This window comes from Flavisolibacter tropicus (genome assembly GCF_001644645.1).
Taxonomy (GTDB): Bacteria; Bacteroidota; Bacteroidia; order Chitinophagales; family Chitinophagaceae; genus Flavisolibacter; species Flavisolibacter tropicus.
Window position 1 is genome coordinate 5283879 of record NZ_CP011390.1, and the last position, 14211, is coordinate 5298089.

Consider the following 14211-nt stretch of genomic DNA (forward strand, 5'->3'; position numbering starts at 1 on the left):
ATGAAGTAAGGTGGATTGGAAATTGGGGATCGGGGGGAGATTAAGGGATTAGGGAGAGAATAAGGAAGCGTGTTGTGTCGTATTTTGATGGGAAGCTCTTCACTATTTCCGTAATCCAAAATACTATGCTATTTTACTACATCAAGAACAGACCACTATAATTGATGGAAAATCATTCTAAGACAAAACCTTTTACGGCACAAATGCTTTTGGCAGCTGTTGCAGCCTTTTGCACCTATACCTGCATGTTTGCGTATCGCAAGCCGTTTACGGCAGCGGGCTTTGATGATATTTCTTTGTTGGGTGTTAATTACAAAGTGTGGCTGGTAATTGCGCAAACGATTGGCTATACCCTGAGTAAGTTTTATGGCATTCGCTTTATTGCAGAACTTACTCATCGGCGGCGGGCGCGGTTGATTGTAGGGTGTATAATTGTGGCCTGGCTGTCGTTGTTGTTTTTTGCTATCATTCCACCTCCATACAATATTCTTTTTTTTATAATCAATGGCTTTCCCTTGGGTATGATCTATGGCTTGGTGTTTAGCTACCTGGAGGGGAGAAGGGTTACAGAGTTTTTAGGTGCTGTGTTAGCTACCAGTTTCATTTTTGCTGCTGGGTTTACCCAATCTATTGGCAAATACCTGATGGAGGCATTTCAATTAAATGCCTGGTGGATGCCCTTTGTAACCGGTGCTGTTTTTATTGTACCTACGATAGTTTGTGTAGCCTTGCTTGACAAAACCCCGCCGCCTTCGCCCGATGATATTGCGCATCGTACGGAACGAAAGCCTATGAATAAGAGTGAGCGACGCGCTTTTATACAACGCTTTCTTCCCGGGCTAGTGCTTTTAATTACAGCCTATGTGCTATTGACCATATTACGGGACTACCGAAGCAATTTTGCTTCTAATATTTGGAATGAACTGGGGCAGGGAAAGGATGCAAGCATTTTTACCAAAACGGAGTTGCCGGCCTCTTTAGTTATTTTGGTTTTAATGAGCACCTTGGTGGTTGTGCGCAACAATATAAAGGCCTTATTGATCAACCATTATATTGTGCTATTTGGATTCTTGCTTTCGTTGGGGGCTACTCTGTTATATTCCTATGGGTATTTGTCTCCCTTTGCCTGGATGGCAACGCTGGGGGTAGGATTGTATATGGGCTATGTTCCATTCAACTCAATTTTATTTGACCGGTTGATAGCTTCGTTTCAGCATGTTAGTAACGCGGGGTTTTTGATCTACCTGGCTGATTCCTTTGGTTATATTGGTAGTGATGCTGTTTTAATAGTAAAAAGCTTTTTCCCACAACAACATTCATGGACCAGTTACTTTATAAACCTGGTTATTATTCTATCTCTTGTGGGAATAGCCTTAATGATTGGCTCTATTATCTATTTCAACAGGAAATATTCTATTTATAATCTTTCTGCTGTTTCAATTAATGATAAAGTAGAAGAGAAGAAAAGAGAAGTGAACGTTTAAAGCGTGTGGCCGTCACAAAATGTCAGCATTTCTTTAGCAAGAGAAGAAATACCAGATATATCGCTTGGCTTTGTAAAATAGGCCCTAGCGCCTAATTGAAGGCAGGCATCACGATACGTATTTGAGTTAGAAGTACTCCATACTACTTTAGGCACATTGTAGTAGCGTTCCTTTTGGGAAAGAAATTTCAGGATCTGGGCGCCGTCTGCTTCCGGCAAATTATAATCCAGCACAATAAGGCAAGGTAAAACGGTAACAGGGAGCGTTTCTAAAAACTCAATTGCCTTTTTTCCATTGGAAACACTTTGTATTTGGATCGTATTGTTGTGTGTAGAGATAGCCTCGGTAAATAATTCCTGGTCATCAATATCATCTTCGGCAAGAAAAATGAATGGTGCGGCTGTGTTAATTATATGCCTTTCTCCATTTATCGTTAGCACCTCATGATTCATGTTAATATTTGTGGAAAAAGAATGACAGTTTTTGTAAAGGTATCATAGTTAAACGGCCTCTCCTACAATTTAAGGACTCCTGTGGATTTCGTTTGTTGGGTGAATCAGTGAAAACACTTAGATATTGCTTAGTTATTTGACTTTTTAGAAGTGCTTAACACAAGAATTAACCCTATAGGATACTTGAAATTGGATACTTTTCTGTAGGTTTGGATTTCCCAATCGACCCTTAATTATGAGTAACGAAATGCCAACCACAAATGGCTCTGCACAAGAGCCAGTTGAACTTATTGTACCTGATACCTCTGATACAACCCCAGGTTCAGGCACTCCCAAAAAAACTAGGAAAGTGAAAACCAAAATTGAAACAGTCCCCCCTGCGGCGGATGGCGAAGTTTTGGACAAGAAAGAATTGTTGCGTGTTTTATCGGAAGTGCGCAATGGTAATTTCTCTGCCCGTATGCCAGTGGACCAGACAGGTATTCCTGGAAAAGTATGTGATACACTTAATGAAATAATAGCCCTTAACGAACAGCTGATGTCGGAGCTGACCAAGGCAGGAAAGACCATTGGTAAGCAAGGTAAGCTGAACCATAGGGTAGAACTGCCTTATGCCCGTGGCTCCTGGAGTACAGGGGTAGAGGCTTTAAATGGCTTGATCTCTGACCTGGTGCATCCAACGATTGAGATTGCGCACGTAATCTCATCCGTGGCAAAAGGTAACCTATCGCAGGAAATGACGCTTCAGATAGGCGATCACGTGCTACAAGGGGAGTTTGCCCGTATTGCCCGCGAGGTAAATGATATGGTGAAACAGTTGAATTTGTTCTCCATGGAGGTAACGCGTGTGGCCCGTGAGGTAGGTTCTGAAGGTAAGCTGGGTGGCCAGGCCCGTGTAAAAGGGGTAGCTGGTGTATGGAAAGACTTGACGGATTCGGTAAACCAGATGGCGGGTAACCTGACAGCCCAGGTTCGTAATATCGCCGAGGTGACCACCGCGGTGGCTAAAGGTGACCTTTCTAAGAAAATTACGGTGGACGTACAAGGAGAGATCCTGGAGTTGAAAAACACGATCAATACGATGGTGGATCAGCTAAACTCGTTCTCTTCAGAGGTAACGCGTGTGGCCCGTGAGGTGGGTACGGAAGGTAAATTGGGCGGACAGGCTGAGGTACAGGGTGTGGCCGGTACGTGGAAAGACTTGACGGACTCGGTAAACCAGATGGCCTCTAACCTTACGGCACAGGTAAGAAATATTGCCGAGGTAACGACCGCGGTGGCGAAAGGTGATTTGTCGCGTAAGATCACCGTGGACGTAAAAGGAGAGATCCTCGAGCTGAAAAATACAATTAACACGATGGTGGATCAGTTGAACTCGTTCTCTGCCGAGGTGAGCCGTGTGGCTCGTGAGGTGGGTTCTGAGGGTAAGCTGGGTGGTCAGGCAACGGTAAAAGGTGTAGGGGGTGTATGGAAAGACTTGACTGATAACGTAAACCAGTTGGCGGGTAACCTGACCACGCAGCTGCGTGACGTATCTAAAGTAGCAACCGCCATCGCAAATGGTGACTTGACGCAGAAGATCACGGTGGACGTAAAAGGAGAGATCCTGCAGATCAAGGATGTAATTAACCGAATGGTGGACCAGTTGAACTCCTTTGCCTCAGAGGTAACCCGTGTGGCCCTAGAGGTAGGTACAGAAGGTAAACTCGGTGGCCAGGCGAAAGTGCAAGGAGTAGGTGGTACGTGGAAGGATCTGACAGACTCGGTAAACCAGATGGCCTCTAACCTTACGGCACAGGTACGTAACATCGCCGAGGTAACGACTGCGGTGGCCAACGGTGACTTATCTAAAAAGATTACGGTTAACGTACAGGGTGAGATCCTGGAATTGAAAAAGACCATCAATACGATGGTGGATCAGCTTAACTCGTTTGCCTCTGAGGTAACGCGTGTGGCCCTTGAAGTGGGTACCGAGGGTAAACTCGGTGGTCAGGCCAAGGTACAAGGTGTGGGTGGTACGTGGAAGGATTTGACGGATTCAGTAAACCAGATGGCATCAAATCTAACGGCCCAGGTGCGGAACATTGCGGAAGTAACGACGGCGGTAGCGAAGGGGGACCTTTCCCGTAAGATCACGGTGGATGTGCGTGGTGAGATCCTGGAGTTGAAGAACACGATCAACACGATGGTGGACCAGTTGAACTCCTTTGGTTCTGAGGTATTCCGTGTGGCCCGTGAAGTAGGTTCTGAAGGTAAGTTGGGTGGACAGGCGGATGTACCTGGTGTGGAAGGTTTATGGAAAGACTTAACAGACTCTGTAAATAAAATGGCCTCTAACCTGACTGCGCAAGTACGTAACATTGCCGAGGTAACAACGGCGGTGGCCAACGGTGACTTGTCGCGTAAGATTGAGGTGGATGTAAAAGGAGAGATCCTTGAATTAAAGAACACCATTAATACGATGGTGGAACAATTACGTGCCTTTGCCTCTGAGGTAACGAGGGTTGCCCGTGAGGTAGGTACGGAAGGTAAGCTGGGTGGTCAGGCCAACGTACCGGGAGTAGGTGGTACGTGGAAGGATTTGACGGACTCTGTGAACCAAATGGCTGGTAACCTGACCGCGCAGGTACGTAATATCGCCGAGGTGGCCATTGCAGTGGCGAACGGGGATATGAGCCGTAAGATCACGGTGGACGTACGTGGTGAGATCCTGCAATTGAAAGAAACTCTGAACACGATGGTGGATCAGTTGCGTGCCTTCGCTTCTGAGGTAACCCGTGTGGCCCGTGAAGTAGGTTCTGAAGGTAAATTGGGTGGTCAGGCCTTCGTACCAGGTGTAGCCGGTACGTGGAAGGATTTGACGGACTCCGTGAACCAGATGACTGGTAACCTGACATCGCAGGTGCGTAACATTGCCGAGGTAACGAAGGCGGTGGCATCTGGTGACTTGTCTAAGAAAGTAACTATTGACGTAAAAGGAGAGATCCTTGACTTGAAAAATACCATCAACACGATGGTGGACCAGCTGAACTCCTTTGCCTTTGAGGTAACGCGTGTGGCCCGTGAGGTGGGTACAGAAGGTAAGCTCGGTGGTCAGGCTGAAGTACAAGGTGTGGCTGGTACGTGGAAAGACTTGACCGACTCGGTGAACATGATGGCCTCTAACCTGACCAACCAGGTGCGTGGTATCGCTAAGGTGGTAACGGCGGTGGCCACTGGTAATTTGAAACAAAAACTATCTATCGTATCTCGTGGAGAGGTAGCCCAGTTAACGGATACCATCAACGAGATGATTGATACACTTGCCACCTTCGCCGACCAGGTAACTAACGTGGCCCGTGAGGTGGGTGTGGAAGGCCGATTGGGTGGTCAGGCATCGGTGCCGGGTGCCTCTGGTATCTGGAAGAATCTGACAGAGAACGTAAACCAGTTGGCAGAAAACCTGACCACACAGGTGCGTGCGATCTCTGAGGTGGCATCGGCGGTAACCAAGGGTGACTTGACACGAACGATTCGTGTGGAGGCAAAAGGAGAGGTGGAAGAATTGAAAGATACCATCAACCAAATGATTGCCAACCTGAAAGAAACCACACTACGAAACCAAGAGCAAGACTGGCTGAAATCTAACCTGGCGAAGTTTACACAGATGTTGCAAGGTCAGAAGGATCTGAATACGGTAACCCGTCGAATTCTATCAGAGTTAGCACAGGTAGTAAATGCACAGCAGGGTATGTTCTATATATTAGAACAAGATGAGACTGCTATTAACCAGAAATTGAAACTGTTCTCGTCCTTTGCATACGATGAAGAACTGAATCTAAATAAAGAATTCGCCATCGGTCAAGGCCTAGTAGGGCAGTGTGCCGTGGAGAAAGAAAGAATATTGTTGAAGAACGTTCCTAAAAGCTACTTGAAAATTGGTTCTGGCTTAGGGCGTGCTACTCCAAAGAATGTGGTAGTATTACCGGTACTGTTTGAAACGGAGATCAAAGCGGTAATTGAGCTGGCCTCATTCGATGACTTTAGTGAAACACACTTGGACTTCTTAGGTCAGTTGACCGAATCAATTGGTATCGTATTGAACACCATTGAAGCCAACTCTCGTACAGAGGATCTGTTGGAACAATCACAGTCACTGGCAGACGAATTGAGAAGAACGAACGAAGAATTACAAGATAAAGCCCACCTACTGGTAAAACAGAAAGAAGAGGTGGAGGAAAAGAACAAAGAGGTAGAAGAAGCAAGAAAGTCGCTGGAAGAAAAAGCCGAGCAGCTACAGCTTACTTCTAAGTATAAATCTGAGTTCCTGGCGAACATGTCGCACGAGTTGCGTACGCCGTTGAACTCACTGTTGATCCTGGCGCAGCAACTGTATGAGAACCATGAAGGTAACCTGAGTGAAAAGCAGGTACGTTATGCGAAAACCATCCACAGTTGTGGTGATGACCTGATCCAGTTGATCAATGACATCCTTGACTTGTCGAAGATCGAGTCTGGTTATATCTCTACCGACTTTATCAACGTACGCTTCAACGAAATCACATCGTTTGTGGAAACCACGTTCAAGCATATCTCAGAAAGCAAGAGTCTCAAGTTCTCCATTGAAATGGATCAGAACCTGCCGGATAAGCTGGAAACAGACGTACAGCGTTTGAACCAGATCTTGAAGAACCTGTTGTCTAACGCCTTTAAGTTTACTGAAAAAGGTGGCGTACGCTTGAGGGTTTATGAAGCTCACAAGAACTGGAAACAGCTCAATCCAAGCCTGGATAATGCGAGTAAAGTGGTGGCCTTTGAAATTAAAGATTCCGGTATCGGTATCTCTAAGGACAAGCAGAACATCATCTTTGAAGCCTTCCAGCAAGCTGAAGGTTCTACGTCCCGTAAGTATGGTGGTACCGGTTTAGGATTATCCATCAGCCGGGGTTTAGCGGACCTGTTAGGTGGTTCTATTGAACTGGAGAGTGAACCAGGTAAAGGAAGTACGTTTACGCTGTACCTGCCTATCGACTACAATCCACAGCACGTAAGAAAAGAAAAGCAAAGCTCATTAACAAATACTTTGACCATTAGTGAGTACCAGGTAGCCAGCGATAATGAAGAGACCATCCAGACTGTACAAACGGTAAAGCTGCCAGAAACAAGAGATTTGGAAGTAGTTAGTGAAATCATCAATGAAACCGGTGATGATCGCCATAACATAAATATGGGCGACTCTGTAGTGCTGGTTGTTGAAGATGATCTGCGGTTTGGAAAGATCATGATCGAGAAAGCGCACGAGTTTAATCTGAAAGTGGTTGTGGCTACATCCTTTGGCGAAGTCTTTGACCTGGCCAATAAGTTTACACCGATAGCAGTAACGCTTGATGTGAAACTGCCAGATGCCAGTGGATGGAGAATCCTTGATCTGTTCAAGAACGATATTAACTTCCGTCATATTCCTATTCACCTGATCTCTGGTGAAGAGAATCGCTTACTGGCTATGCAACGCGGTGCCAGAAGCTTCCACCAGAAGCCATTGAAAAATGAGGCATTGCAGGTGTTGTTCAGTGATATGGTTCGGTATAGGGATCATAAGCCGAAGAATCTCTTACTGGTAGAAGACAATGAGCTGGATTCATCGCAAATCGCCAAGATCCTGGATAATGGTGAGGAGATAGATATTGAAATTGCCAGCACAGGTACGCAGGCATTAGAATTGATTAAAGAGAAAGAGTATGACTGTATCATTGTCGACTTCATGCTCCCTGATATTGGTGGACTGGATTTTGTAACACAGATCAACTCATTGAAGAAAGTGCAGATGACGCCGGTGTTGATCTACTCGGCTAAAGACTTTTCTCCAAAAGAAAAGACGCAGCTGAAGCAGTATGCCAATCGCATCTTGCTGAAGGACGTGCAGTCGCTGGAACTGTTGTTAGAAGAAACGGTGATGCACTTGCATCTGGATCATAAGAACCTGCTTTCTGAGAAACGTAAAATCATTGAGAATCTGCGCTCTCGTGAAGATGTATTGATAGGTAAAAATGTACTGGTAGTGGATGATGATGTGCGTAACCTGTTTGCGTTGACCACAGCCTTTGAACGGTATAACATTAATGCCATTACAGCAGAAAGTGGACAAGAGGCGATCAATATCTTAATGGAGAACGACACTATAGATATTGTACTCATGGACATTATGATGCCGGAAATGGATGGATATGAAACCACACAGAAGATTCGTAGGGAGCATAAGAATACGAAGCTGCCAATAATAGCAGTAACGGCTAAGGCGATGAAAGGAGACCGTGAGAAGTGTATTGAGGCGGGTGCATCTGATTACATCACTAAGCCTGTAAAAATTGATCAGCTACTATCGTTGATGCGTGTGTGGCTTTATAAATAAGTGAAGTTTGAGTCCACGGGCAACAGGCGACAGTCCACAGCAAAATTTCTACTGTTGACAGTCGTCTATGGACTGTGGGTTTCTTTCACGTAATACCTTGTAAATGGAAACTATCAAGACAGAAGATCTTACTAATAAAAATCCAATCAAGATACTGGTAGTAGATGACCGGGAAGATAACCTGTTCTCTATTGAAACCATATTGGATAGGGATGGCTACCAGATCCGAAAGGCCAATTCTGGCAGGGCAGCATTAAAAGTTTTGCTCACCGAGCAGGACTTTACCCTTATCCTTATGGATGTGCAAATGCCGGAAATGAATGGTTTTGAAACGGCCAGCTTGATCTATGCTCGTGAAAAACTAAAGCATATTCCTATCATCTTCATAACGGCGCACAACCATGATGAAGAGTATATGTTTGAGGGTTATAAGATGGGGGCTGTAGACTTCATTTACAAACCTATCAATCCTGAGCTGTTGCGTTTTAAGGTTAGTGTGTTTGTTGACCTGTACCGGAAAACACACCAATTGATGATTCAGGAGCGGAAACTGATGGCCGCAAATCTGGACCTGGAAAAAGAAATTGAAGAGCGACGCATAAATGAAGAGAAGATCCATTTACTGAACGAGCAGTTGCTGATGAATAACACCGAGCTGAAAGCGATCAATGAAGAATTAGACCGCTTTGCTTATGTGGCTTCGCACGATTTGCAAGAGCCGCTCCGTAAGATCCTGATCTTTAGCGATGTGGTAAATATGAAACTGAAAGGGCAGGTAGAGCCTGATGTTCAAAACAGTCTGGATAAGATCATTAATGCCTCTAACCGAATGCAAAAGCTCATTAACGATCTATTGCAGTTTTCAAGACATGCTAATAATGTTGATGAGTTTCGGAAGGTTAACCTGAACGAAGTGTTGGCCAATGTGCTTAATGATATGGAAATGGATGTCAGAAAAAAAGAAGCTCGTGTACAGGCCACTGACTTGCCCGTTGTATGGGGGGTGCCCAGTTTGTTGCATCAACTCTTTCAAAACCTGATCAGTAATTCGTTGAAGTTTAGCAAGAAAGATGTACAACCTACTATAAGTATTTATAGTGAGGTGATTAAGCAGGTCAATTCAAATAGCCTTACGAATGGCGCTCAGCCAAATTCCTTTTACCGGTTATACATTAAGGATAATGGGATAGGGTTTGATGCTAGGTATGCAGAAGAGATATTTGTAGTGTTTAAACGCCTTCACAGTTATCATGAATTTGAAGGAACAGGCATTGGTCTCTCTATCTGTAAAAAGATAGTGGAAAAGCATAGCGGCCAAATAGCAGCAGATGGCAAGCTGAATGAAGGCGCAACATTTATAATAACATTGCCAAAAAAAGATTGGGCCGGTCTTGAGCAGAATAGCACTGTTTCCAACCAATTAGCTGCGCACCAAGCGTAGAAATAAATGCGCATCCTTTATTTAGGATGTATTGAACTAACACCACTTACGGCAGAGCTTGCTGCTTTGCTATAGGTGGTGTTATTTTTGTTTGCTATATTGTTTTGAATCCCATCTGGAACAACCAACATTTTTCTTTCTCCTATGTAGCCATCCTCCCTAATTCCTAAGAAAGGCAAAATACCGACCCGGAAATAGATGTCAAGTACGTGTAGTGCCTAATGTGCTATACGGTTGTCAACTTAAACAGTGACGTATGAGGCCTTTTTACCTTTTTTATATATTCCTAATAATTAGTCCGTTTGCTAATAGTCAGCAGTTTAGCATAAAAGATTTAATTGATTTTACAAGCTATTCTGCCAATAAGTTTGATAATCACATTGCCAAAAAAGACTTCAGGCGAGACTATTATGCTCCACAGGAAAGTGTGTCTATTAGTAATTATGTTCAAAAGATTAAGAAGGGTGATTCAACAATACGGTCTATAGCATATGGATCAACTAACGGGAAGTTTAGTATTCATTATCAGACTTCATCGCAAGGGGAGCGCGAGGCCTTAAAGCAACAATTAGCTGCCGTTGGATTTCACTCTTTAGCCAATTCCGCTACTACAAGTGATGAAGGTGTAATGATGCAGCAGGGAAACTTAAGGGCTTATTCCACTGTGGAAATAAGGGATAGTGTTCCCCTTTATACCTTTATTATTGAACGTAAAGAATTGCCCAAAGCCAAGGATATTCAGTTTGCGGAAGATTTGTTGTCTATTCCTTCTCATGAATATCTATCCTATGTATTTGGAGCGGATGCTGTAAAAAAAGATGTCTTTTACTATTCGGACACGGATACTAATAAGTGCACTGTTTTGTTTCCCAACTCCAATAAGCAGGTCATTTTTATCTGGGATGATGAGGCAAACTATAGCAATACCGCCTTTATTCTAATAGGTGGACAGTTGCAAACCACAAATACGGCACAGACCAATTTATCAATAGAACATAATCTCTGGCATTCCCGGCAAGGCATTTACTCTGGTATGACATTGAGGGAATTGCAAGCATTGAATGAGGGCCCTATAAACTTCTATAGTTGGGGGCAAGAGCAAGAGGGAATGTTGGCGCCAAAGAACCATGGGAGGATTGATTTTACCAAGGTGGGTGTGGTCCTGAACTGTTTGAATTGTAGTGATGGACGTTACCAGAAGACGAGTGTAGTAAGTTCTGATACACAGATACAGCAGGATAAGAAAATCTATGTGTCTACGATTATCATAATACCGGAAAAAGAGAAGTCGGCTACGGCCTCTCGGTAAAGAAGCCTTAGCCGCTCATTTTCTTTGTCATATCTACAACCACGCCCTGGTGAAACAAATCGTTGAGTTGTGTAGGCTCTGGAGCAATGCGTGCTACCGGTCCTATTTGTTTCAATTCCAATTCTTGTTGTTCTTTCAGTTTCAGGTATGCCTGATGGCGGGCCTGACGATAGCGTTCCAGCAACTGTAAAATCGCTGTTGTATTTACCAGTGTTTTAATGGCTCCATAGTGATTGACTTTAGCGCGTTGTAAAAAGAGAATCACATCTTCTAGTGCCAGGAAGTCTTCATAAGAAGAAAGCATGATCTCGCAAGCCAATACACTTACTTGTGTGTCAGTAGGCTGCTTGTAGCGCGGAAAGCCTAAGGATGCAATAAACTCTTTTAAGATCATTGTTAAAAGTTTATGCATGGTCTTGTTACCATACTTTAAGATCAAGCCCGGTATACGATCTTCAAATGGTATAGCCAGCAAGGCATCATAGCGTACGGCGTTGTCTGTCTGGTATTGCTGGCTAACCAGGTTCGCTATCATGGTATATTCTACCGTTGATGTGAACAGGCGGGAGGATGTGCGTTTGGCCTTTGGCTTATCAGAAGCCGGCTGCGCTACTTTGCCTGTGGTTTTATAATTTATTTTCTTGATCATTGTGTAGTAGTGTTTTCATTATTTGAAGAGTAGGATCGTGAAACGTCAAATGTGAGACGTGAAAGAAGATCGCTTATAACGTAACTCTCATTTAATGCTTCTAGGTTGTTTTGTGGAGAAGCAGGTTAACTGATAGGTAAGATGCTCACGTTTGGCGTTTCACTTCTCACGAATCCCTACTCACCATTCACCACTGACCACTCACCGTCTTAGCTCGCTTTTCTGTACTGCACGCTCATCATGCGGAGGCGTTGGTACAAGCTGCCTATGACTAGAGCGGCATTATCGTCTTCCATTTCTAATTGGTGCCACTCGGAGTCGCTATCCATTACATAGATGTCGTCTTTGGGACTTACTGCTACCGCCCATGCAGCAAAAGGGAGGGAGTGAGGGGTTACTTTTATTTCAATGGCATGATCGAAGTATAGATATTCATGACCCACTAGCTCTTTAATAATAGCGGCACATTCTTTATAAATGGTTGGTGTCATAGCTTTTGTGTTTTTCATGGTTAGTGGGTCGGATTGTGAAACGTCAAACGTGAGACGTGAAAAGGGTCAATTGTAGTGTCGCTCTCGTTTAATGTTTCAAGACTAGCTTAATAAAAAACTAACGGTTTATCATAGGTTCACGTTTGACGTTTGACGTCTCACGATTTCCTTTAGTTAGCCTCGTTCCAGCGTTATTCGATACGTCGACCTGGATGATTTAAAAGCTCCTTCAATCACTTCGCCTGTCTCATGGTCTACGCCAATTCTGCCGGGAGCAACGCTACGTAAACGTTCTTCTAACACTTTCTTTTGTTCTTGTAAAGCCTGGATCTGTGCTTCCAGTTGGTTCCATTCGTCATTGTTGCTGTAGTCGTAGTTAACACCGGCCTCACACATTTCAATCTTGGCTCCGCTAGTGGTAATCAGCCTGCCATGATGTTTTACTAATTCATCGCGCAGGAAATGAATGTAACGTTCATCTTTCCGCATGGTCTTTACAAATTCATCCATTGCCGCTAAGGCTTCGGCCACCTGAAACACGTTACCGTTTTCCAGTACATGCTCCACGGAGTTATCAGCCAGGTCGCGTATTTGTTTTTTGTTCAGCCCTTCCTGTATGGAAGGAAGTCCCGCCTGGGCAGGATTATGCTGCGCTAAGTGTCTTACCATTGATTTGTGATCTACGGTTAGTAATTAATTGTTGTAACAGCGGATTGGTATCGATTTCTACTTTGTTCTTGTTATACAGTTCTACCAATTCTTTTTGTGTGCTGCACTGTTCCACCTTGTCGTACCAGGCGCTGCCGGGTTTTACCGAGTTGAACACTTCTTCACCCTGCTCACACCATTTTGCTATTATTTCACCGGTTTTTTCTGAAGGAACAAAAGCTGGCTTATCGATGAACAGTCCTGTGCGATCTTTACTTGTCCAGGCGTTGTGTTTGGTATCCATTTCCAGGTTGATGGTCAGCTCATACTCAAAGCCTTCCCTGGTAATTTCTTTCAAGCCACTCTTTTCAACCTTAACGCGTCCATTGTTGTCTTTAGTCATCTCGTAATCCTGTTTGCGGCGCACCGTAGTAATGATATGCGATGGGCTGTGCAGGATTGCCTCTAAAAATGCCTGGTGGCGAGGTGTTACCTTAGCCCAGTCCTGGTACTTACCGCCAAGGCTTTCTACAATTTCTAAACATCCACCTTTACCATCCCATTCGTGCGAGATGCTGTCGACAATAATTACTTCCATACCTGCTTTTTCGCAGGTGCGAATTGCTTCAATATAACGTTCTGGTGTAAACGGCGCCGTTAGTGGCAGTACATTGAAGTTGCCCAAGTGTGCATACAGGTCGGCGCTGCCATTTTCGGTGTCAATAACAGCTACCTTGCCCAGATCGCCACAAAGGCCTTTTGCAATTTGTATGGCACTATAGGTTTTACCAGCGCCAGATACTGCAGATAGTCCTAAGCGGATCTTGGCTTTCTTTCGTGTTGCTTTTCTTAATTCCATTGTATATCGTATTTAATCGTACTCGTGTGATGAATGATGAGTAATCAGTAATGAGTGACTGATTTGTTCATCACTCATTATTCATTGCTCATTTTTACGCAGCCTTGTTCATGCTATTCTCCAACTGGTTGGCGAAGTAGCGGATGGCGGCTTCTTCTAGATCTTCCAGTACGCCGGTCACTTCCAGTACTGGTTTTATATCTGTACCGTTCCATCTGATAAACTCAATGTCTACGGTATAGCGGTCAAAAACATCAATAGGGCTGGCAGAAGGATTGAAATAACCGATGCCTTCGATCACTAAATCACCCACATGTTCTGTTACGATCTTCAGGTCCTTCACCACTTTATGCTTAAGTGGATAGTGAAAAATGAATTCCTTTTTGAGCTTATGCATAACCACTTGGATTTGTGAATAAATACACTAAATTTGTGAATAATAAAGTTACATAATTTCACATTATCCACATAATATTCACATTTAAATTCA

10 protein-coding genes are annotated in these 14211 nt (G+C 44.1%); 4 read left to right on the plus strand and 6 right to left on the minus strand.

The annotated features are described in order from the left end of the window. The first annotated feature begins 164 nt into the window (after positions 1-164). Complete coding sequence (locus SY85_RS22540; RefSeq protein WP_066408006.1) at positions 165-1484, plus strand: DUF5690 family protein; 1320 nt, start codon at positions 165-167, stop codon at positions 1482-1484. Here SY85_RS22540 and SY85_RS22545 read toward each other — a convergent pair. Beyond that, entirely contained in the window at positions 1481-1936 is a 456-nt protein-coding gene (locus tag SY85_RS22545; RefSeq protein ID WP_066408008.1) for a response regulator, read from the minus strand. The genes SY85_RS22540 and SY85_RS22545 overlap by 4 nt on opposite strands. Before the next feature lie 349 nt (positions 1937-2285). Here SY85_RS22545 and SY85_RS22550 point away from each other — a divergent pair, with 349 nt between their 5' ends. From SY85_RS22550 to SY85_RS22560, 3 genes are all read left to right on the plus strand, one after another. Further along, a complete protein-coding gene (locus SY85_RS22550; protein ID WP_226998940.1) occupies positions 2286-8324 on the plus strand; it encodes a HAMP domain-containing protein in 6039 nt (2012 codons plus the stop codon). 103 nt (positions 8325-8427) lie between these two features. Beyond that, positions 8428-9765, plus strand: coding sequence for a sensor histidine kinase (locus tag SY85_RS22555; protein ID WP_066408010.1), 1338 nt, complete (start codon positions 8428-8430; stop codon positions 9763-9765). A gap of 256 nt (positions 9766-10021) precedes the next feature. Next, the gene (locus tag SY85_RS22560) at positions 10022-11074 is read left to right on the plus strand and encodes a hypothetical protein (RefSeq protein ID WP_066408012.1); all 1053 of its coding nucleotides are present in this window, start codon (positions 10022-10024) and stop codon (positions 11072-11074) included. A 7-nt stretch (positions 11075-11081) separates the two neighbouring features. Here the strand turns inward: SY85_RS22560 and SY85_RS22565 are convergent, their stop codons facing one another. From SY85_RS22565 to SY85_RS22585, 5 genes are all read right to left on the minus strand, one after another. Then, a complete protein-coding gene (locus SY85_RS22565) occupies positions 11082-11723 on the minus strand; it encodes a hypothetical protein (protein WP_066408014.1) in 642 nt (213 codons plus the stop codon). A 209-nt stretch (positions 11724-11932) separates the two neighbouring features. Further along, on the minus strand, positions 11933-12232 hold the full coding sequence (locus SY85_RS22570) for a hypothetical protein (RefSeq protein WP_066408015.1): 300 nt from the start codon (positions 12230-12232) through the stop codon (positions 11933-11935). Between the two features lie 156 nt (positions 12233-12388). Beyond that, positions 12389-12883 (minus strand): hypothetical protein, encoded by a 495-nt coding sequence (locus SY85_RS22575; protein ID WP_066408017.1) that lies wholly within the window; start codon positions 12881-12883, stop codon positions 12389-12391. Beyond that, on the minus strand, positions 12858-13721 hold the full coding sequence (locus SY85_RS22580; RefSeq protein ID WP_066408020.1) for an AAA family ATPase: 864 nt from the start codon (positions 13719-13721) through the stop codon (positions 12858-12860). The genes SY85_RS22575 and SY85_RS22580 overlap by 26 nt, the downstream gene beginning before the upstream one ends. Positions 13722-13815: 94 nt before the next feature. Further along, a complete protein-coding gene (locus SY85_RS22585; RefSeq protein WP_066408023.1) occupies positions 13816-14118 on the minus strand; it encodes a hypothetical protein in 303 nt (100 codons plus the stop codon). Positions 14119-14211: the final 93 nt, after the last annotated feature.